This window comes from Geodermatophilus africanus (assembly GCF_900107105.1).
Classification (GTDB): Bacteria; Actinomycetota; Actinomycetes; order Mycobacteriales; family Geodermatophilaceae; genus Geodermatophilus; species Geodermatophilus africanus.
This window is the reverse complement of sequence record NZ_FNOT01000008.1, coordinates 185,062-205,427: the sequence shown is the minus strand read 5'-3', so window position 1 is coordinate 205,427 and position 20,366 is coordinate 185,062. Positions and strand designations below refer to the sequence as shown.

19 protein-coding genes are annotated in these 20,366 nt (G+C 74.2%); 11 read left to right on the top strand and 8 right to left on the bottom strand.

The window, feature by feature from the left end:
* Nucleotides 1–44: 44 nt before the first annotated feature.
* The 6 genes from BLW63_RS16165 to BLW63_RS16140 all read left to right on the top strand — a co-directional run bounded on the left by BLW63_RS16165 (nucleotide 45) and on the right by BLW63_RS16140 (nucleotide 7,174).
* Nucleotides 45–1,673, top strand: a complete 1,629-nt coding sequence (locus BLW63_RS16165) for a protein kinase family protein (RefSeq protein ID WP_091158344.1) — start codon at nucleotides 45–47, stop codon at nucleotides 1,671–1,673.
* 154 nt (nucleotides 1,674–1,827) lie between these two features.
* Nucleotides 1,828–2,847, top strand: coding sequence for a thioredoxin-disulfide reductase (trxB, locus tag BLW63_RS16160; RefSeq protein WP_244522619.1), 1,020 nt, complete (start codon nucleotides 1,828–1,830; stop codon nucleotides 2,845–2,847).
* 120 nt (nucleotides 2,848–2,967) lie between these two features.
* A complete protein-coding gene (gene trxA, locus BLW63_RS16155; protein WP_012951035.1) occupies nucleotides 2,968–3,294 on the top strand; it encodes a thioredoxin in 327 nt (108 codons plus the stop codon).
* A gap of 163 nt (nucleotides 3,295–3,457) precedes the next feature.
* A complete protein-coding gene (locus BLW63_RS16150) occupies nucleotides 3,458–4,609 on the top strand; it encodes an N-acetylmuramoyl-L-alanine amidase (protein ID WP_244522618.1) in 1,152 nt (383 codons plus the stop codon).
* Nucleotides 4,610–4,892: 283 nt separating this feature from the next.
* A complete protein-coding gene (locus BLW63_RS16145; RefSeq protein WP_244522617.1) occupies nucleotides 4,893–6,185 on the top strand; it encodes an aminotransferase-like domain-containing protein in 1,293 nt (430 codons plus the stop codon).
* The gene (locus BLW63_RS16140; protein ID WP_091158341.1) at nucleotides 6,182–7,174 is read left to right on the top strand and encodes a D-alanine--D-alanine ligase family protein; all 993 of its coding nucleotides are present in this window, start codon (nucleotides 6,182–6,184) and stop codon (nucleotides 7,172–7,174) included. Before BLW63_RS16145 ends, BLW63_RS16140 begins: the two co-directional genes overlap by 4 nt.
* Nucleotides 7,175–7,345: 171 nt before the next feature.
* On the opposite strand, the gene BLW63_RS16135 is transcribed toward BLW63_RS16140, so the two are convergent.
* The 8 genes from BLW63_RS16135 to rpmH form a co-directional block, all read right to left on the bottom strand.
* The gene (locus BLW63_RS16135; RefSeq protein WP_091158340.1) at nucleotides 7,346–8,386 is read right to left on the bottom strand and encodes a ParB/RepB/Spo0J family partition protein; all 1,041 of its coding nucleotides are present in this window, start codon (nucleotides 8,384–8,386) and stop codon (nucleotides 7,346–7,348) included.
* Nucleotides 8,383–9,444, bottom strand: a complete 1,062-nt coding sequence (locus tag BLW63_RS16130; RefSeq protein ID WP_091158339.1) for a ParA family protein — start codon at nucleotides 9,442–9,444, stop codon at nucleotides 8,383–8,385. Before BLW63_RS16130 ends, BLW63_RS16135 begins: the two co-directional genes overlap by 4 nt.
* Nucleotides 9,445–9,519: 75 nt before the next feature.
* Entirely contained in the window at nucleotides 9,520–10,248 is a 729-nt protein-coding gene (rsmG, locus tag BLW63_RS16125) for a 16S rRNA (guanine(527)-N(7))-methyltransferase RsmG (RefSeq protein WP_244522616.1), read from the bottom strand.
* 65 nt (nucleotides 10,249–10,313) lie between these two features.
* Nucleotides 10,314–10,967, bottom strand: coding sequence for a Jag family protein (locus tag BLW63_RS16120; RefSeq protein ID WP_170856806.1), 654 nt, complete (start codon nucleotides 10,965–10,967; stop codon nucleotides 10,314–10,316).
* 91 nt (nucleotides 10,968–11,058) lie between these two features.
* A complete protein-coding gene (yidC, locus tag BLW63_RS16115) occupies nucleotides 11,059–12,156 on the bottom strand; it encodes a membrane protein insertase YidC (protein WP_091158338.1) in 1,098 nt (365 codons plus the stop codon).
* Entirely contained in the window at nucleotides 12,149–12,484 is a 336-nt protein-coding gene (gene yidD, locus BLW63_RS16110) for a membrane protein insertion efficiency factor YidD (RefSeq protein WP_091158337.1), read from the bottom strand. The genes yidC and yidD overlap by 8 nt, the downstream gene beginning before the upstream one ends.
* Complete coding sequence (rnpA, locus tag BLW63_RS16105) at nucleotides 12,481–12,861, bottom strand: ribonuclease P protein component (protein WP_091158336.1); 381 nt, start codon at nucleotides 12,859–12,861, stop codon at nucleotides 12,481–12,483. The genes yidD and rnpA overlap by 4 nt, the downstream gene beginning before the upstream one ends.
* Nucleotide 12,862: 1 nt before the next feature.
* On the bottom strand, nucleotides 12,863–13,000 hold the full coding sequence (gene rpmH, locus BLW63_RS16100; protein WP_089305879.1) for a 50S ribosomal protein L34: 138 nt from the start codon (nucleotides 12,998–13,000) through the stop codon (nucleotides 12,863–12,865).
* A 586-nt stretch (nucleotides 13,001–13,586) separates the two neighbouring features.
* Between rpmH and dnaA the strand changes: the two genes are divergently transcribed.
* From dnaA to BLW63_RS16075, 5 genes are all read left to right on the top strand, one after another.
* Nucleotides 13,587–15,353, top strand: coding sequence for a chromosomal replication initiator protein DnaA (gene dnaA / locus BLW63_RS16095; protein WP_091158335.1), 1,767 nt, complete (start codon nucleotides 13,587–13,589; stop codon nucleotides 15,351–15,353).
* A 947-nt stretch (nucleotides 15,354–16,300) separates the two neighbouring features.
* A complete protein-coding gene (gene dnaN / locus BLW63_RS16090) occupies nucleotides 16,301–17,464 on the top strand; it encodes a DNA polymerase III subunit beta (RefSeq protein WP_091158427.1) in 1,164 nt (387 codons plus the stop codon).
* 119 nt (nucleotides 17,465–17,583) lie between these two features.
* Nucleotides 17,584–18,516 (top strand): phosphogluconate dehydrogenase (NAD(+)-dependent, decarboxylating), encoded by a 933-nt coding sequence (gnd, locus tag BLW63_RS16085; RefSeq protein WP_091158334.1) that lies wholly within the window; start codon nucleotides 17,584–17,586, stop codon nucleotides 18,514–18,516.
* 114 nt (nucleotides 18,517–18,630) lie between these two features.
* Complete coding sequence (gene recF, locus BLW63_RS16080; protein WP_091158333.1) at nucleotides 18,631–19,818, top strand: DNA replication/repair protein RecF; 1,188 nt, start codon at nucleotides 18,631–18,633, stop codon at nucleotides 19,816–19,818.
* Entirely contained in the window at nucleotides 19,815–20,315 is a 501-nt protein-coding gene (locus BLW63_RS16075; RefSeq protein ID WP_091158332.1) for a DciA family protein, read from the top strand. Before recF ends, BLW63_RS16075 begins: the two co-directional genes overlap by 4 nt.
* The last annotated feature ends 51 nt before the right edge of the window (nucleotides 20,316–20,366 follow it).

Here is a 20,366-nt window from a genome sequence, read left to right as displayed (position 1 = left end):
AACCCAGCCGCCGGCACGGAGGGGACAGGGGGCCGGACGCACCGATGACGTCCACAGCCATCGGTCTCCCCGACCGGTACCGCCCGCTCGACGAGGTCGGCCCCACCGAGACCACCGCCACCGGCGTCATCCACTGCTGGCGGGCCAAGGACCGGATCCTCAACCGCGACGTCGCCATCCGGGTGCACACCCCCGGCGGCCCGGCCGCCCGCGAGTGGATCACCCGCGCGCTCACCGCCGGCGGGCTGGCCACACCCGCCCTGGCCATGGTCTACGACGCCGCCGAGGGCAGCGAGGGGGCGGCACCCGGCGGCGCGGCCTACGTCGTCAACGAGTGGATCGAGGGCCGCACCCTCGCCGAGCGGCTGGCCGAGGGTCCGATGCCCGAGCGCGAGGCGCGCACCGTGCTGCGCCGGCTCGCCGAGGGCGTCGCCGCGGCCCACCGGGTGGGACTCGCCGTCGGCGGGCTCACCCCGGAGACCGTCGTCCTGCGGCCCAACGGCCTGGTCGGGCTGCGGTCCGTGCCGGCCGCCAGCGGCAGCGTCCAGGGCGACGTCGCCGCCCTCGGCGAGCTGCTCGAGTACTGCCTCACCGGCCGGCGCCCCGGCACCGCACCGGCCGGGCGGACGGCGGGGATGCCCCCGGACCTCGCCGCGCTGGTGCGCCGCGCCCGGTCCACCGAGCCCGGCGCCGGCCTGTCGAGCGTCGCCGCGATGGCCGCCCTGCTGGCCGAGCGCCCGCGCACCGGGCACACCGCCGACCCGCAGCGCGCCCCGGACGAGTCCGACAGCGGGTGGCTGCGCCGGTTGCGCGAGCGCCGCGAGGAGGAGCGCTCGGCCGGCGCCCGGGACGACGTCGCGGTCGACCCCGCGCCGACCCGCGACGCCTCCGGCACCGCCTCCCCGCCGCTGGACGCCCGCGGCCTGCCGCCGGTCCCCGCCCGCCGGCACGAGGACGACGAGGACGACCTGCTGCCGCTGTCGGCCGACCGGGACGACGACCGCGACGGCGCGGTCCACGCCCGCGACCACGCCCCCGCGCAGGAGCGACGGCGGCGGCTGCTCGTCGTCGGGCTGCCGCTGGCCGCGCTGGCCGTCGTGATCGCGCTCGCGGTCTACCTGGGCAACGTGATCTCGCCCGACGACGTCACCGGCGACCAGTCACCCGTCCCCAGCACGCCGTCGTCCAGCGCGCCGCCCGCGGGGGGGACGGCCGAGCCCGACGACACCCCCGCGCTGACCATCTCCGGCGCGAGCGTGTACGACCCGTTCGGCGACGGGGACCCGGACAACCCCGACGACGTGCCGCTGTCCTTCGACGGCGACCCGTCCACCGCCTGGTCGACGGTGACCTACCGGGGGTCGGCGGCGTTCGGCAACCTCAAGGACGGCATCGGCGTCCTCTACGACCTCGGCTCCGAGCAGGCCCTGACCGGCCTCGGCGTCACCGGCACCGCCGGCGCGACCGTCGAGGTCCGGGTCGGCGACGAGGCCGAGGGCGACCTCGACTCCTACGAGGTGGTCGCCGACGGCGAGCTCGGCGACGCGGCCGACCTCTCCTTCGACGAGCCGGTCACCACCCGCTACGTGCTGCTGTGGCTGACCGGGCTGGCGCCGTCGGACGGCGGCTTCTCCGCCGAGGTCGCCGAGGTCACCCTCACGCCGGCGGGCTGAAGTAGGGACCACCCTTCTCCCCACGCCTCGGAGAAGGACCCGTTCTCCGCACCCCTCGCAAGCTCGGGGCGGTGCTCTGAACGGGGCCGGCGGTGGCGGCTGACACCCCCTGCGGGGCCGTGGACCTGGGAATGCAGCCCCTACGATCTCCGTTGTGCCGCGCGTGACGACGAACCACCCGACCCCCGGCCCCGCCGTGACGGCGGAGCACGTGGAGCCCGCGATCCCGCCCGCCGAGCAGGACGGCGTCCGTGACCTGATCATCATCGGGTCGGGTCCGGCCGGGTACACCGCCGCCATCTACGCCGCCCGCGCGAACCTGCACCCCCTGGTGTTCGAGGGCTCGCAGTTCGGCGGCGCGCTGATGACCACCACCGAGGTCGAGAACTTCCCCGGCTTCGCCGAGGGTGTCCAGGGCCCGCAGCTCATGGACGACATGCGCACCCAGGCCGAGCGCTTCGGCGCCGAGCTGGTCGCCCGCGACGTCACCGAGGTCGACCTCACCGCCGAGCCGAAGATCGTCACGGTCGGCGACGAGGTGCACCGCGCCCACGCGGTCATCGTCGCCACCGGCTCGAAGTACCGGTACCTCGGCCTGGACAACGAGGCCCGGTTGCTCGGCCGCGGCGTCTCGGCCTGTGCCACCTGTGACGGCTTCTTCTTCCGCGACCAGGACATCGTCGTGGTCGGCGGGGGCGACTCGGCGATGGAGGAGGCGACGTTCCTCACCCGGTTCGCCAAGACCGTGACCGTCGTCCACCGGCGGGAGGAGCTGCGCGCCTCCAAGATCATGCAGCAGCGCGCACAGGAGAACGAGAAGATCCGCTGGGCGCTGGGCAAGCAGGTCACCGACGTGCTCGGCGACCAGACCGTCTCGGGTGTCCGGCTGACCGACGTCGGCACCGGCGCGACCGAGGAGCTGCCGGTCTCCGGGGTGTTCGTCGCGATCGGCCACGACCCCCGCAGCGAGCTCTTCGCCGGCCAGCTCAAGCTCGACGACGAGGGGTACGTCCAGGTCGAGCACCCCAGCACGCGGACCAACATCGAGGGCGTCTTCGCCTGCGGCGACGTCGTCGACCACATCTACCGCCAGGCCATCACCTCGGCCGGCACCGGCGCCGCGGCGGCGATCGACGCCGAGCGCTGGCTGGCCGCCGCCTTCGGCGAGCGCTGAGAGGCGCCCCCCGGCCCGCGGCGGGACCCTGCAGGGGGCCGCGCCCGGTCCGGGGCATACACCGACCTCCCGTCCGGTTGGAGCCGACGGGTACCAGCAGACCGAGAGGGAGAACGACCCATGGCAGGTAACACCGTGACGGTCACCGACGCGACCTTCGCCGATGACGTCCTGGGCAGCGACAAGCCCGTCCTCGTCGACTTCTGGGCCGAGTGGTGCGGGCCGTGCAAGATGGTCGCCCCGGTCCTCGAGGAGATCGCCGCCGAGCACGCCGACAAGCTGACGATCGCCAAGCTCAACATCGATGAGAACCCGCAGATCGCGCGCGACTACCAGGTCATGTCGATCCCGACCATGACGGTGTTCCAGGGCGGCAAGCCGGTGAAGAGCATCATCGGCGCCAAGCCGAAGGGCGCGATCCTCTCCGACCTCGCGGACTACCTGTAACGGGAGGACCGCCCTCCCCCCTTCGCGGGCTCGGGGCGGGACCCTGCAGGGAGGCCGTTCCAACCGGTCACCAGGGCCTCCTCCGCCGGTGGCGGAGGAGGCCCTCGCGCGTGTGGGCCCCCGTCGGGCCGCGGCGCCGCCCGGGGACCACAATCGACCCACGATGGCAACCGACGACAGCATGCAGCCCCTGGGGCCGGGCGACCGTGGCCCCGCCGTGGCCGACGTGCACGCCGCGCTGCGCGCTCTTACCCTCCTGCCGGCGGCCGGCGCCGCAGAGGAGGCGTCGCTGGACCAGGCGGTCTACGACCCGGCCACCGAGCTCGCCGTCCGCCACTTCCAGCAGGTGCGCGGGCTGACCGTCGACGGCCGCGTCGGCGAGGAGACGTACCGCGCCCTGTCCGAGGCGCGCTGGTCGCTCGGTGACCGGCTGCTGCACCACGACCCGGTCCGCGCCATGCGCGGGGACGACGTCACCAACCTGCAGGACCGGCTGCACGAGCTCGGCTACGACGCCGGCCCGGTCGACGGCGTCTTCGGCCCCGAGACCGAGGTCGGGCTGCGGGCCTTCCAGCGTGACTACGGGCTGACCTCGGACGGCACCTGCGGGCCGGCCACCCTCCGGGCGCTGCGCCAGCTCGGCCGCAAGGTCACCGGCGGGCGGCCGCAGCTGCTGCGGCAGAGCGCCAGCTTCGTGGAGAGCGGCCCGCACCTCATCCGACGGCGGATCGTCGTCGACCCCGGCCACGGCGGCACCGACACCGGCAACACCGTCGGGGAGACCACCGAGGCCGACCTGGTGCTCGACCTCGCCTCGCGCATCGAGGGCCGGCTCGCCGCGGCCGGCGCCACCGTCTACCTGACCCGCGGCCGCGACCAGGACCCCTCGCCGGCGGAGCGGACGGCGTTCGCCAACGACGCCCGCGCCGACCTGTTCCTCTCGCTGCACACCGACGCCCACAGCTCCGAGCACGCCCGCGGGGTGGCCAGCTACTACTACGGCACCGGCTCGGGCGCCTCGTCCACCGTGGGCGAGCAGTTCGCCAACCTGGTGCGCCGGGAGGTCGTCGCGCGCACCGGCATGCTGGACCTCGGCTCGCACCCGAAGACCTGGGACCTGCTGCGGATGAGCCGGATGCCCGCCGTCCGGCTCGACGTCGGCTACCTGTCCCACCCGGTCGACCGGCTGCTGCTGCTCGACGCGCGGCTGCGCAGCACGGTCGCCAGCGCCGTCCTGGCCGCCGTCCAGCGGCTGTTCCTGCCCGCCGAGGCCGACCCGCCGACCGGCACCTTCATCCTGCCTGCGAAGCGCTGAGGGGTTCGTGGCCGGCGAGATCGGCGATCTCGCACGGTCCAGGCCCTCCAGACGTGTGGGATCGGCGATCTCGCCGGGGTGGCGCGCCGGGTGGAACGGGCGGGAGGGGACCAGTCCGTCCCCTCGCCGTGTCCCCGGCGGGCCGCCCGGTGTGGCTCCCTACACTCGGAGCGTGGCCGATCTCCAGCCCGGAACACCCCCGGGCCCCGGTGTGCACCACCCTGCTCCGCGACACCCGCGGCTGGACCCGTTGGCGGACCGGTACGCAGCACGCACCCACGGCATGAAGACCTCGGAGATCCGTGCGCTGTTCTCCGTCGTCAGCCGCCCCGAGGTCGTCTCGCTGGCCGGCGGCATGCCCGCGGTGACCGCCCTGCCGTTGGACGCGGTCGGCTCGATGATCGGCGAGCTGGTGTCCGGGATGGGCGCCCAGACGCTGCAGTACGGCTCCGGCCAGGGCGACCCGCGGCTGCGCGAGCGGATCTGCGACGTCATGGCCCTCGAGGGCATCACCGACGCCTCGCCCAGCGAGGTCGTCGTCACCGTCGGCTCCCAGCAGGGGCTGGACCTGGTGACCCGCGTCTTCTGCGACCCCGGCGACGTCGTCCTCGCCGAGGGCCCGTCCTACGTCGGCGCGCTCGGGGTCTTCCAGGCCGCCGAGGCGCGCGTCCGGCACGTGCCCATGGACGACGACGGGCTGATCCCCGAGGCCCTGGAGCAGACGCTGCTCGAGTGCCGGGCCGACGGCGACCGGGTGAAGTTCCTCTACACCGTGCCGAACTACCACAACCCGGCCGGCGTCACCCTGTCCGAGCCGCGGCGGCAGGCGGTCATGGAGATCGCCGAGCGCTACGACCTGCTGGTCATCGAGGACAACCCCTACGGCCTGCTCGGCTTCGACCGGGAGCCGATGCGCGCGCTGCGGGCCCGCGACGACCGGCGGGTCATCTACCTCGGCTCGTTCTCCAAGACGTTCTCGCCGGGCCTGCGGGTGGGCTGGGTGCTCGCGCCGCTCGCCGTCCGCGAGAAGCTGGTGCTGGCCACCGAGGCGCAGGTGCTCTGCCCGCCCTCGCTGACCCAGTACGCCGTCGCCCGCTACCTCGACACCCAGCCGTGGCGGGAGCAGGTCAAGCACTTCGTCGAGCTCTACCGGGAGCGGCGCGACGCCACCCTGGAGTCGCTCGAGGCGCTGATGCCGGCGGGCACCACGTGGACCCGGCCCGACGGCGGCTTCTACGTCTGGCTGAAGCTGCCGCACGGGCTCGACGCCAAGCAGATGCAGCCGCGCGCGGTGAACGCGCACGTGGCCTACGTCCCCGGCATCGGCTTCTACGCCGACGGGTCGGGCTCGGAGTTCATGCGGCTGTCCTACTGCTACCCCGAGCCGGACCAGATCCGCGAGGGGGTGCGCCGGCTGGCCCGGGTCATCGAGGCCGAGCTGGACCTGCACTCGACCTTCGACGCCGTGGACACCGGCACCTTCCGGGCCGTTCCCGGTCCGCACGGCGGAGCGGCGCCGGGTGCCGGCACCATCGTCGGCCCGGCCAACAGCGACCGATACGAGGACCGCGCATGAGCGAGCCGACCGCCGTCCCCGCTGCGGAGCCCGGGGCGGTCGCGCACCCGCTGCGCGCCGTCGTCCTCGCCGGCGGCCTGAACGTCGAGCGGGAGGTCAGCCTCTCCTCGGGCACCCAGGTGGCCGAGGAGCTCGCCCGCGCCGGCGTGGAGGCCGAGCTGCGCGACGCCGACGCCGAGCTGCTGCCCGGCCTCGCCGCCGCCCCGGCGGACGCCGTGTTCATCGCGTTGCACGGCGCCACGGGTGAGGACGGCGCGCTGCGGGCGGTGCTCGACCTGGCCGGCGTCCCCTACGTCGGGTCCCCGGCCGCGGCCTGCCGGCTGGCCTGGGACAAGCCGGCAGCGAAGTCCGTCGTGCGCTCCGCCGGGGTGGCCACGCCGGACTGGGTGGCCCTGCCGCACAGCACCTTCCGGGAGCTGGGCGCCGGTGCGGTGCTGGACCTCATCGTCGCCCGGCTGGACCTGCCGCTGATGGTCAAGCCGGCCTCGGGCGGGTCGGCCCTGGGCGTGCAGAAGGTCGGCCGGGTCGAGGACCTGCCCGCCGCCATGGTCAGCTGCTTTGCCTACGGCGACACCGTGATGGTGGAGCGCTACGTCGACGGGGTGGAGCTGGCGCTCGCGGTGGTCGACCTCGGCGACGGCCCGGAGGCGCTGCCGGCCGTCGAGATCGCCCCGGAATCCGGCGTCTTCGACTACACCGCGCGCTACACCCCCGGCCTGACCGAGTACCACGCGCCGGCCCGGGTGTCGACGGAGGTGGCCACCCGCGCCGCCGAGATGGCCGTCCGCGTGCACCAGGTGCTCGGCCTGGCCGATCTCTCCCGTACCGACGCGATCGTCACGCCGGACGGCGAGGTGCACTTCCTCGAGGTGAACGTCTCGCCCGGGCTGACCGAGACCTCGATGTTCCCGATGGCGGTCGAGGCGGCCGGGTCCTCGCTCGGCGACGTCCTCGCCCGGCTGCTGACCCGGCGGGCCACCGCCCGCTGAAGAAGGACCCCGTCCTCCTCACCGTGGAAGGACCTCGTCCTCCCCACCCTTCGCAGGCTCAGGGTGGGACCCGGGACGAGGCCTGCGGCGAGCCTCTGGACGGGGCCGCACCCGTCGCTCACCACAGCGGCCCGGTTCCGTCGGTGACGGAACCGGGCCGCTGTGTGTTGATCACTCCTCGGGACGGCGTCCGGTGATGTCCGGGGCCATCTGACCGATGATGCGCTGCAGGTCGTCGACCGAGCCGAACTCGACCACGATGCGACCCTTCGCGCGGCCGATCTGGATCCTCACCTTGGTCTCGAAGGCGTCGGAGAGCCGGCCGGCTAGGTCCTCCACGCCCGGCGCGCTGAACTTCCGCGGCCGGCGCTTGGCCGTCGGCTCCTCGGCGACGGCCAGCGCGACCGCCTCCTCGGTGGCCCGCACCGACATCCCCTCCGCGACGATCCGGGCGGCCAGCGCCTCCTGCTTCTCCGCGTCGGGCAGGCCGAGCAGCGCCCGGGCGTGGCCGGCCGAGATGACCCCGGCGGCGACGCGGGTCTGCACCTTCACCGGCAGCTTGAGCAGCCGGATCGTGTTGGTCACCTGCGAGCGGCTGCGGCCGATCCGGCTGGCCAGCTCCTCGTGCGTGGCGCCGAACTCCTCCAGCAGCTGCTGGTAGGCCGCGGCCTCCTCCAGCGGGTTGAGCTGGACCCGGTGGATGTTCTCCAGCAGCGCATCGCGCAGCAGGGCGTCGTCCGTGGTGTCCCGGATGATCGCCGGCACGAACTTCAGATCGGCGGCCCGGGCGGCGCGCAGCCGGCGCTCGCCCATGATGAGCTCGTAGCCGCCCTCGGCGCGCTCGCGGACCACGATCGGCTGCAGCAGGCCGAACTCGCGCACGGAGTACGTGAGCTCCTCCAGCGCCTCGTCGTCGAACACCTGGCGCGGCTGCTTGGGGTTCGGGACGACGTCGATCACCGCGACCTCGCGCAGCTGCGCGCCGGGGACGCCGACGGCCGCCTCCGCCTGCGCGGCCACCGTCGCTGCAGCCTGGGCCGCCGGCGGCAGCAGGTGCACCGGAGGAACGGGCGCCGCGGCCGGTGCGGCCTCCTGATCGGCCGGCTGACCTGCGCTCTCGTCTACCGCGGGCAGCGCCGGCTGCTCGTCGTCCGGCGCGCTGGTGGGGATCAGCGCCGCCAGCCCTCGGCCCAGACCGCCACGCTTGCTCATGCCTTGTTCTCCTCAGGAGACGGTAGGACGGGGACCGTTGCCGCGTCGGTGTCGGGGAACGCCGCCCCCAGAGGTGCGGCGACGGGGGTGCCGGGGGTCGGGCGCGAGGGCAGTGGGGGCAGGGAGACGCCGCGGCGGGCGAGCTCCCGCGCGGCCTCGACGTAGCTGGTGGAGCCGCGCGAGCCGGGGTCGTAGGTCACCACGGACTGCCCGTAGCCGGGGGCTTCCGAGACTCGGACGTTCCGTGGGATGACGGTGTCCAGGACGAGGCTGCCGAAGTGGTTGCGGACCTCCTCGGCGACCTGGTCGGCCAGCTTGGTCCGCCCGTCGTACATCGTGAGCAGGATGGTCCGGACGGCGATCCCCGGATTGAGGTGTCGGCGTACCAGGTCGATGTTGTTGAGCAGCTGCCCCAGGCCCTCGAGCGCGTAGTACTCGCACTGGATGGGGATGAGCACCTCGTCACCGGCCACGAGGGCGTTCAGCGTGAGCAGGCCGAGGGACGGCGGGCAGTCGATGAGGACGTAGTGCGGGCGCTGCTCCGGCGGGAGCTCCTGCAGGTAGGTCTCGATGGCCCGGCGCAGCCGGTACTCCCGGGCGACCACCGAGACGAGCTCGATCTCCGCGCCGGCCAGGTCGATCGTCGCCGGCACGCAGGACAGCAGCGGCGTGGCCGTCGTCGGGTGCACCACCTCGGTGAGCGAGCTGTCGCCGACCAGGGCGTCGTAGACCGACGGCGTCCCGACGCTGTGGTCGACGCCCAGGGCCGTGCTGGTGTTGCCCTGCGGGTCGAGGTCGACGACCAGCGTCCGCAGCCCGTACAGCGCGAGGGCGACCCCGAGGTTGACCGAGGACGTGGTCTTGCCGACGCCGCCCTTCTGGTTGGCGATGGTGATGACCCGGATGCGGCCCGGGGCGGGGAACGGCTCCTGGTCGGCCGCGTGCAGGACCTGGGTGGCCCGGAGCGCCTCCATCGCGATGGGGCTGTCGAACTCGACGGCGGAGGCCGACTGCTCGGCCGTGAGACTGCTCCGCAGCCGCTGGCCCGGGTCGGTCATCTGGAGTCCTTCCTGCCGGTCCGTTTCACGTGGAACGGACGCGGGAAGTCGTACGGGTTCCACGTGGAACGCGCGTCACCGCGTCCCTCGCGTCATCACCACCACGGTAGTGGCAGCCTCCCCCAGCCCCGCACCGACAGCCCGCGCGTGGACGTCGCGCATCCCCGCCGCCTCCAGTTCGGGCACCAGCGACGGGAGCTCCTCCAGCGCCCGGGAGCCGACGAGGGCGACCAGCTGGGAGCCGGGGCGCAGCAGCCCGCGGCACCACGCGACCAGCCGGGGGAGGGCGGCGACGGCGCGCGCCGTGACGACGTCCACCGGCCCGACCGCGGTCCGCACGGACCGCTCCTCCGCGCGGCCCCGCAGCACGCGCCACGGTGCCCCGAGCTCGGCGACGACCTCCTCGAGGAACTCCACCCGGCGCGCCATCGGCTCGAGCAGGGTGATCCGGAGGTCCGGCCGGGCCAGTGCCAGGGGGATGCCGGGCAGGCCGGCGCCGCTGCCGACGTCCACCACGCGGGCGTCCGGCGGGACGGCGTCGGCGACCGCGGCGCTGTTGAGGACGTGCCGCTCCCACAGCCGGGGCACCTCCCGCGGCCCGATCAGCCCGCGGGTGACCCCGTCGGTGGCCAGCCGGGCCACGTAGCGCTCGGCGTCGGCCAGCCCCGGCCCGAAAACCGAGCGAGCGACCTCCGGGGCCGGTGGGACGGCTGGGGCGTCCGCGTCGGGTGAGGCGGCGCCGCCGCCCGGCGGGCCGAACGGCGGCCCTGCTGGGTCCCCGGCCAGCTCGCTCCCGCCAGCCACCTCGCTGGCGCTCGGCGGCTGCGATCGCGACGCTGCTCTGTCTCCTGGTGAGCTCGCGAGCTCGCTCACCTGTCCGGCAGCACCACGACGCGGCGGTTGGGCTCCTCGCCCTCGGACTCGCTGTGCACGTCGGCGACCCCGGCGATGACGTCGTGGACGACCTTGCGCTCGAACGGGTTCATCGCCGACAGCCGCTCCGGCTGCCCGCTGCTCGCCACCCGGCGGGCGGTCTCGGCCGCCAGCGAGGTCAGGTCGGCCCGGCGCCGGGCGCGGAACCCGCTGATGTCGAGCATGAGCCGGCTGCGGACGCCGGTGGCCTGCGCGACGGCGAGCCGGGTGAGCTCCTGCAACGCCTCGAGCACGGCGCCGTCGGTGCCCACGAGGTCCGCCAGCTCGCCGCCGACGATGGCCACCGAGGCCCGGTCGCCCTCGACGTCGAGGTCGATGTCGCCGTCCACGTCGAGGATGTCGAGCAGCCGCTCCAGGTAGTCCCCGGCGACGTCCCCCTCGCGGACCAGCAGGTCGTCGGCGCCGTCGTCGTCCTCATCGCCGGCCACGTCGACGGGCTCCACGGTCGCGTCGGCGCCGTCGGCGTCCGGGTCGGGCAGGTCGGGCTGCGCCGGGACGCCGACGTCGGCGGGCACCGGGCTCAGGACCGCGCCGGAGGTGGCCTCGCTGACGGGGCCGGCCGGCTCGGTGGGGTGCTGCGGGGCGCTCATGGCGTGTCCTCCAGTCGGTGCGGGCGTCCGGGGTCGCCCCCGGTGGTCGGTCGCCGGCGCGGGCGCCCGCAGGGGCGCCGCGCGCGCCGGCTCAACGGCGCTTGCGCTTGCCGCGGTTGGCCGGCCCTTGACTGCCGCGACTGGTCCCGCTCCGCGGGCGACCGCTGGACGAGCGGGTGGCCGACGTGCCGTCGGAGCCCGCGGCCGTGGCGCCGGTCGGGGTGGGGGGGTCGTCGGCGGTGGTGTCGCCGGTCGGGTTGCCGCCGTCGACCGTCGATTCCGGGGCGGCGGTGCGGCCGCTCTTCGGGCGGACCGGCTTGGCACCGGGCCGGGGCGCGAGCGTCTTCGGGTCGACGGCCGGCTTGTCGGCGGCGGCCTTGGCCTTGGCGGCGTCCGAGCCGGGCGGCGGCATCTTGCGCAGGATGAAGAACTGCTGGCCCAGGGTCCACAGGTTGTTGGTGAACCAGTAGAGGAGGACGCCGATCGGGAAGAGGAAGCCGGAGACGAACAGGCCGATCGGCATCACGTAGAGCAGCATCTTCTGCACCATCGCGGCCTGGCCCTCGACCGGCCCGGAACGGCGCATGATCTGCTTCTGCGTGAAGAAGGTCGTGAAGCTCATGATCAGGATGAGCAGGAACGCGACGACCCGGATCTGGCCGTAGCCGCCGGTGATCCCGAGGATCGCCTCCTCCTTGGCCCCGCTCATGAAGAACGAGGAGGAGATCGGGGCCCCGAAGAACGGCGCTCGCGCGGCCTCGTCGGTGAGCTGGTCGTCCCAGCTGTAGAGGCCCTGCGCGTCGGGGGCGAGCCGCCGCAGCACGTGGAAGAGCGACAGGAAGATCGGGATCTGCGGCAGGATCGGCAGGCAGCCGGCGAGCGGGCTGACGTTCCGCTCCTTCTGCAGCTTCTGCATGGCCACGGCGAAGCCCTGCCGGTCGCTGCCGTACTGCTTGCGCAGCCGCTGGATCTCCGGCTGCAGCTCCTGCATCGCCCGCTGTGACTTGACCTGCTTGACGAACAGCGGGAAGAGGATCACCCGGACGGTGACCACGAGGAAGACGATCGACAGCGCCCAGGTCAACCCGGACAGGCCCGTCCCCGCCGCCGGGTCGTCGAAGACGAGGCTCCACAGCGAGTGCCACCGGGCCAGCACCCACGAGATGGCGGTGTACAGCCAGTCAAGCAACGGGGGACTCCTCCTGCGGGGCCCGGCGGGGTGCCGACGGGACGGGTCGAGCGGTTCCGGGCGAGGTCGTGCGGGCCGGCGGCACGAAGTCGAGGCCACCAGGGTGCCAGGGGGCGCACTTCAGCAACCGCCGCAGGGCCAGCCAGCTGCCGCGGCCGGCACCGTGGACGGCGATCGCCTCCGCGGCGTAGGCGCTGCAGGTGGGCTGGAAGCGGCAGCGTGGCGGGAAGACCGGGCTGATGGCCCGCTGGTAGAAGCCGACGGCCGCCAGCAGCGCCCGGGCAACCGGACGTCGTCCGGCGCGGGGGGCCGGCGGGTCGGCGGTCACGGGGTGCGGACCCGGAGCAGCCGGTCGAGCCCGGCGGTGAGGTCGCGACGCAGCTCCGCCGAGCTCGCGGCGGCCGCCTCCGGCCGGGCGCGGACCACCAGGTCCGCGGTGGGGGGCAGCCGGTCGAGCTGGTCGAGCACGACCGCACGCAGCCGCCGGGTCACGCGGTGACGGACGACCGAGTTCCCCACGGCGCGGCCCACCACGAGGCCGGCCCGTGGACCACCGACCGTCCCGGCGTCGTCGCGGGGGGTCGGGGTCACGGGCCGTTCGGGGAGGTAGTGGAGCACCATGGTCGGCCGTCCGGCACGCCTGCCGGACCGGACGACCGCGGTGAACTCCGGACGCCGGCGCAGGCGTGCCTGCGCGGGCAGCACCTCAGGCGGAGAGCTTCTCGCGGCCCTTGCGCCGACGGCCGGCGATGATCGCCCGACCCGCGCGGGTGCGCATCCGCAGCCGGAAGCCGTGGGTCTTGGACCGGCGGCGGTTGTTCGGCTGGAACGTGCGCTTGCTCACGAGGTACTCCCACTACACGACATCGACGGGGCGCGCCCACCGGCAGGCGGGCGCACGCGACAGGGACGGGCACACGGCGGGAGCCGGCTCCCCGTCCACGGATCTCCCGCCAGCATAGCCGAGGACACGCGGGGACCGGCGGCCCGGACGCCGACTCCTCAGGTTCCCCCTGCGGCGGACCGGACGGGCGCTGCCGCGCCGCGGACGGTCGCGACACGCCACGCGGCGCGCCGTCGGGCGCCGCCGGGCTCGTTGCCGGGCTGTGGACGGGGCTGTTAGCGTCGCCGTCGCTCCACACCGGACAACGACGTCCGGCGCAGGGGCCGCCCCGCTGGTGTCGACCGACCACCACGCACTCCGGAGATCAACGACGACTCTCTTCTGACCAGCGGCGATGCCCCAGTCCGGCGGACACGTTCGGCAGCCGGTGCGCATCCGTCGCCGATCGTGCACAGCCTGTGGACACCGGTGTGGACTCCGTGTGTCCGGATGTCCACAGTGGGGCACCGACCGGGGACGACGGACCCGACGGCGGGCGGCCGCGGCGGGGGCCGACGACACACGGGAACCTGGGAGGACGAGGGCCATGGCCGATGCCACGGTGGACCTGGCGACGGTCTGGGACCAGATCCGCGAGCGGCTGGCGACGAGCCTGTCCCCGCAGCAGAACGCGATGCTCAACCTCACCCGCCCGGTCGGGGTCTTCGAGGACACCGCGGTGCTGTCGGCGCCCAACGAGTTCACCCAGACCGTGCTCGAGTCGCGGATGCGCCGGGTGCTGGCCGAGGCGCTGTCGGAGCACCTCGGGCGGGACATCCGCGTCGCCGTCCAGGTGGAGGACAGCCCGGCCCCGCCGCCACCCGCGCCCGCGCCCGAGGTGCCGACCCGCCGTCCCTGGTCGGTGGTCGAGGCGCAGCGCGCCGAGGAGGACCGGGAGACCCGCGACCGCGCCGACGACGGGCGCAGCGCGTTCGGGGTGCGCGCCGACGTCAGGCCCGCCTGGGAGGACCCGGGTGCCGGTGCCCCCGACGCCCGGCCCGCCGAGCGCGACGCGGAGGAGTGGTCCCCCACCGACTGGAGCCCGCCGGCGCGTCGCCCCGCCCCCCGCGGCACCCGTGCGGCCGACCGCGACTGGGGCGGCACCGACCTCGACGAGGACGGCGTGGCCGTGCTGCCCTTCGACCTGGACACCGGCGACACCGCCGGGGACGCAGGGCAGCCGGCCGCACCGCCGTCCCGCGGCCGGCGCGGCGGGGTCCGCGGCGCCGGGGACGCCGTCCCGCTGTTCGGCGAACGCCGCGCTCCGGCCGGCGCCCAGGACCCGGGCCTGAACCCCAAGTACGTCTTCGACTCCTTCGTCATCGGCAACAGCAACCGGTTCGCCCACGCCGCGGCCGTCGCCGTCGCCGAGGCGCCGGCGCGCGCCTACAACCCGCTGTTCGTCTACGGCGATTCGGGGCTGGGCAAGACGCACCTGCTGCACGCCATCGGCCACTACGCGGCGCGGATGTTCCCCAACGTGCGGGTGCGCTACGTGAGCACCGAGGAGTTCACCAACGAGTTCATCAACCTGGTGCACTCCGGGCGGGCCGAGGACTTCCGCCGCCGCTACCGGGACATCGACTTCCTGCTGATCGACGACATCCAGTTCCTGGAGCGCGCCGAGCGGACGCAGGAGGAGTTCTTCCACACGTTCAACACGCTGCACAACGCCAGCAAGCAGATCGTCATCACGTCCGACCGCGCCCCGAAGAAGCTGACGACGCTCGAGGACCGGCTGCGCACGCGGTTCGAGTGGGGGCTGATCACCGACGTCCAGGCGCCGGACCTCGAGACCCGCATCGCGATCCTGCGCAAGAAGGCCTACGGCGAGCGGCTGCAGGTGCCCGACCCGGTGCTGGAGTTCATCGCCAGCAAGGTGCAGACCAACATCCGCGAGCTCGAGGGCGCGCTGATCCGGGTGACGGCGTTCGCCTCGCTGAACAAGCAGCAGGTCGACCTGCCGCTGGCCGAGCTGGTGCTCAAGGACCTGATCAGCGACGAGCAGGGCCCGCAGATCACCGCGGCGATCATCATGGCCGCCACCGCGGAGTACTTCTCCGTGACGATGGAGGAGCTGCAGGGCGCCAACCGCAGCCGCACGCTGGTCAACGCCCGCCAGATCGCCATGTACCTGTGCCGGGAGCTCACCGAGCTGTCCCTGCCGCGGATCGGGGCCTCCTTCGGCGGCAAGGACCACACCACGGTCATGCACGCCGTCAAGAAGATCACCAACCTGATGAGCGAGCGGCGGGCGACGTACACGCAGGTCACCGAGCTGACGGCCCGGATCAAGAGCCGCGCGCGCTCCTGACCCCTGTCGGCACCTCCGTCGGCCCGGCACCTCGGTACGAGCGTCAGCGCCGCGTCGAGAGCCGTCAGGTCGCTCGGGACGGCGTCCGGCTCCGGCGGCTCGTCGCCGCCGGCTGGACGGTGATCCGGCCCTCCGCCGCAGACCTGCGGTCGACGGCCGACGTCGTCAGGCGGATCGGGGGGCGCTGGGCGTCGTCCCCCGTCCGCCTGACCGAGGTCTCCCGGCGGTCCCCGCGGGAACCGCCGTCAGCGGCAGCGGCGACTCCCGGTCGTCCACCTCTGCGTCCCCACCGGGCCGCGGTGTGTCCACAAGTCTGTGGGTGGACGCGCGGTCGCCGTCCCCGCCCGGCGCGGTGAGCAGGTCACCCGTACCGGTGACCGGTATCGACTCGGAGAGGAGTTGTCCCCAGCGATGTGCACAGGTTGGGGAGATCTCTCCTCGTTCGGTCACGAGCCGTCACGACGTGCCCGGGACACCCGCGGCGCCGTCCACGCCTGGGGATCCACCTGGGGAACGCGTTGACCTGCGGCTTTCCTCGCTCTGGCGCCGTCGGGGCCGGCCGTCGCGACGCCGGGCGCCCGCGCCTGGGTACCGACTGGGGACGGAGCTGGGGCAAGCAGGGGACAGGGCGTGGAGAGACGGCGGCCGGTGTGGGCAACCGTCGAGATGTCCACGTGTCGACACGGGAGTCCGCCGATCCCCCCACAGCCGGTCAACACGTCGACTTGTGGGCTGACCTGCGCGGACGGCCTCGATCCCCAGGATCCACACCGGTGATGACGAGGATGAGGGAGATAGATCGGGGCTTCTCGAACCACACTCTGGGTGGGGACGCTGCGCTGGGAGTGACCTGATCGAGGACAGCGGTTACCTCGATGTCCCCCCTAGAGGGCACGATGAGCAGCGCACCACGAGGGACGTCGACGACAGCTGGGGTGGATCGGGTCATGAAGTTCCGGGTGGCACGTGAGGTGCTCGCCGATGCCGTCGCGTGGACGGCGCGCAGCCTGCCGCCTCGGCCGTCGGTGCCGGTGCTGGCCGGGATCCTGCTCGAGGTCGACGGCAGTCAGCTGTCGGTGTCCGGCTTCGACTACGAGGTCTCCGCGCGCGCGGAGGTCGACGTGCAGGCCTCCGAGAGCGGCCGGGTGCTGGTGCCGGGCCGGCTGCTCGCCGAGATCACCCGGGCGCTGCCGCCGCACCCGGTCGACCTCACCGCCGAGGGCCCGCGGCTGTCGATCTCCTGTGGCAACGCGCGGTTCAGCCTGCCGACGCTGCCGGTCGAGGACTACCCGTCCCTGCCGGCCATGCCGTCGTCGGCCGGCGTCGTCGACAGCGACGTCTTCGCCGAGGCCGTCGGTCAGGTGGCCGTCGCCGCCGGGCGTGACGACACCCTGCCGATGCTCACCGGCGTCCGGCTGGAGATCGAGGACGACCTGGTGACGCTGGCGGCCACCGACCGCTACCGCCTCGCCGTCCGCGAGTTCGCCTGGCGGCCGGAGACCCCGGGCCTGACCGCGGCCGTGCTGGTGCCCGCCCGCACGCTGGCGGACGCGGCGAAGACGCTGACCAGTGGGCCCGAGATCACCCTGTCGCTGTCCTCGGGCGGCTCCGGGGAGGGCATCCTGGGGCTCTCCGGCAAGGACCGGCAGACCACGACCCGGCTGCTGGACGCCGAGTTCGTCAAGTACCGGGCGATCATGCCCACCGAGTCGGCCAGCAACGCCACGCTGCCGGTCGGGCCGTTCACCGACGCCGCCAAGCGGGTCGCGCTGGTCGCCGAGCGGGGCACGCCGCTGCGCTGCGAGTTCACGCCGGGCCAGGTCACCCTGCGCGCCGGTGGCACCGACGACGAGGGTCAGGCCGAGGAGCGCTGCGACGTCGAGTTCGAGGGCGATCCGCTGACCATCGGTTTCAACCCGACGTTCCTGCTCGACGGGCTGGCCGCGGTGCACACGCCGCGGGCGCGCATGGACTTCACCAGCCCGCTGAAGCCCGCCGTCCTCTCCGGCGTGCTGGAGCCGGCGGCCGACGGCGACGAGGCGGCGTCCCGCCCGGCGGAGCGGCCGGGGAGCTACCGGTACCTGATCATGCCGGTGCGCCTGCCAGGCTGAAAGATGGACCCAGGCCCCCTCGAGCGCGGGCGCGTGCACGTCCCTCCCGAGGGGTCCCGCCGCGAGCACGCGAGCCGTGGGGCAGGGGGTCCGTCAACTGCTGAGGAGAGGACTGCGTCGTGCAGCTGGGGCTGATCGGGCTGGGCAAGATGGGTGGCAACATGGCCGAGCGGGTGCGCCGCGCCGGTCACGAGGTCGTCGGCTTCGACCACCACCCGGAGAGGCGGGACGTCGACAGCCTGCCCGCGCTGGTGGAGGCGCTGTCCGCGCCGCGGGTGGTGTGGGTGATGGTCCCGGCAGGTGAGCCCACCCGGGCCACCGTCAAGGAGCTGGCGGGGCTGCTCGAGCCGGGCGACGTGATCGTCGACGGCGGCAACTCCAAGTACACCGACGACCAGGTCCACGACGTGCTGTGCCGCGAGAAGGGCATCGGTTACCTGGACGCCGGCGTCTCCGGCGGGGTCTGGGGCCTGGAGAACGGCTACGCGCTGATGGTGGGCGGCACCCGGGAGGACGTCGCCAAGGTGCAGCCGGTCTTCGACGCGCTCAAGCCGCCGTCGCCCAAGGACGAGTCCGGGCAGGAGATGCCGGGCGCGGGCTTCGTGCACGCCGGGCCGGTCGGCGCCGGGCACTTCTCCAAGATGGTCCACAACGGCATCGAGTACGCGATGATGCAGGCCTACGGCGAGGGCTACGAGCTGCTGGCCGCCGTCGACCTCATCGAGGACGTCCCCGGCGTCGTCAAGTCCTGGACCCAGGGCACCGTCATCCGCTCCTGGCTGCTCGACCTGCTGGTGCGCGCGCTGGAGGAGGACCCGGCCCTCGAGAAGATCACCGGCTACGCGGAGGACTCCGGCGAGGGCCGGTGGACCGTCGAGCAGGCCATCGAGAACGCCGTCCCCATGCCGGCGATCGCCGCCTCGCTGTTCGCCCGGTTCTCCTCCCGGCAGGAGGACTCGCCGACGATGAAGGCCGTCGCCGCGCTGCGCCAGCAGTTCGGCGGCCACGCGGTGCACGCCGTCCGCGAGCAGGAGGCCGAGCGCCCCGCATGAACAAGGACCCCCTTGCCCCCCACCACTCGCAGGCTCGTGGCGGGGCCCTGCAAGGGGGCCGTTCCATCCGGTCACCGGGGGGCCGTTCCAGCACCTCACCGCGGGGATGCTGAGGTGTACCTGCGACACCTGCAGCTGGGCTCGTTCCGCAACTGGGACCGGGTGGACCTCGCGCTGCAGCCGGGGCCGACGGTGTTCGTCGGCCGCAACGGCGAGGGCAAGACCAACCTCGTCGAGGCGGTCGGCTACCTGGCCACGATGGGCAGCCACCGGGTCGCCGGCGACGGCCCACTGGTCCGGCAGGGCGCGTCCCAGGCGGTGGTCCGGGCGGCGCTGCGCCGCGAGGACCGCGAGCTGCTGGTCGAGATCGAGATCAACCCGGGGAAGGCCAACCGGGTGCGGGTCAACCGGGCGCCGCTGCCGCGGCCCCGCGAGCTGCTCGGGCTGGTGAAGTCCGTGCTGTTCGCACCGGAGGACCTGGTGCTCATCCGCGGCGACCCGGCCGAACGGCGGCGTTTCCTCGACGACCTGCTGGTCAGCCGCACCCCGCGGCTGGCCGGCGTGCGCAACGACTACGACCGGGTGCTCAAGCAGCGCAACGCCCTGCTCAAGACCGCCCGGATGGCCCGCGGCGACGCGCTGGCCACGCTCGACGTCTGGGACGGGCACCTCGTCGACCTCGGGGGGCAGCTGCTCGCCGCGCGGCTGCGGCTGGTCGCTGACCTGGCCCCGCACATGGCCCGCGCCTACGCGGAGGTCGCCGGCGCCGATGCCGCCGTCGCCGCGCTCGGCTACGCCAGCACGGTGCCGCTGGCCGGGGACGGGACGCCGGTCGGCGAGGGGACGGGGCTGCCGACGGCCGGGGAGCTCTCCGTCGCGCTGCGGGAACGGGTGGCGGAGCGCAGGAGCGACGAGGTCGACCGCGGCATGACGCTGGTCGGCCCGCACCGCGACGACCTGGTCATCTCGCTGGGGTCGCTGCCGGCGAAGGGGTTCGCCAGCCACGGGGAGTCCTGGTCGCTGGCCCTGGCGCTCAAGCTCGGCTGCTTCGCGCTGCTGCGGGCCGACGGCGACGAGCCGATCCTCGTGCTCGACGACGTCTTCGCCACGCTGGACGCCGACCGCCGGGCGGCCCTGGCCGCGGTGGCGCGCGGCGCGGAGCAGTCCCTGGTCACCGCGGCGGTGCTCGACGACGTCCCGGCGGAGCTGCGCGGCACGGTGGTGCAGGTCGCCGGCGGGCAGGCGGTACCGCTCGACCCGCAGGCCGCCGAGGATGGGGCCGTGCGGGAGGAGGTCCCATGAGCGAGGAGCGGCCGGCGCGGCCCAGCGACATCGCCCGCGCGGCGCTGGAGGCGGCGCGCGCGGCGTCGGCGTCCCGGCCCCGCCCCACCCGGCGGCGGATCGCCGGCCCGAAGCGCACCTGGAGCGGGCCCCGGCCGGGGGACGACGACCCGCAGCCACTGGCCCGGTTGGTGGACAACCTCGTCAGGACCCAGGACTGGACCGAGCACACGAAGGTCGGCACCGTCTTCGGCCGGTGGTCGGCACTGGTCGGTCCCGACATCGCCGCCCACTGCGCGCCGCAGACCCTCACCGAGGGCGAGCTGCTGGTGGTCGCGGAGTCCACCGCGTGGGCCACTCAGCTGCGGCTGCTGGCCCCGACGATCCTCGCCAAGCTGCACGCGTCGGTCGGCGGGGACGTCGTGACCCGGCTGCGCGTTGTCGGTCCGACGGCCCCGAGCTGGAAGAAGGGCCCCCGCTCGGTCCGCGGCCGCGGACCGCGGGACACGTACGGGTAGGAGCCGCCCGGCGCGGGGGCTCCGGGAGGACGACCCACATGGAGACGAGGC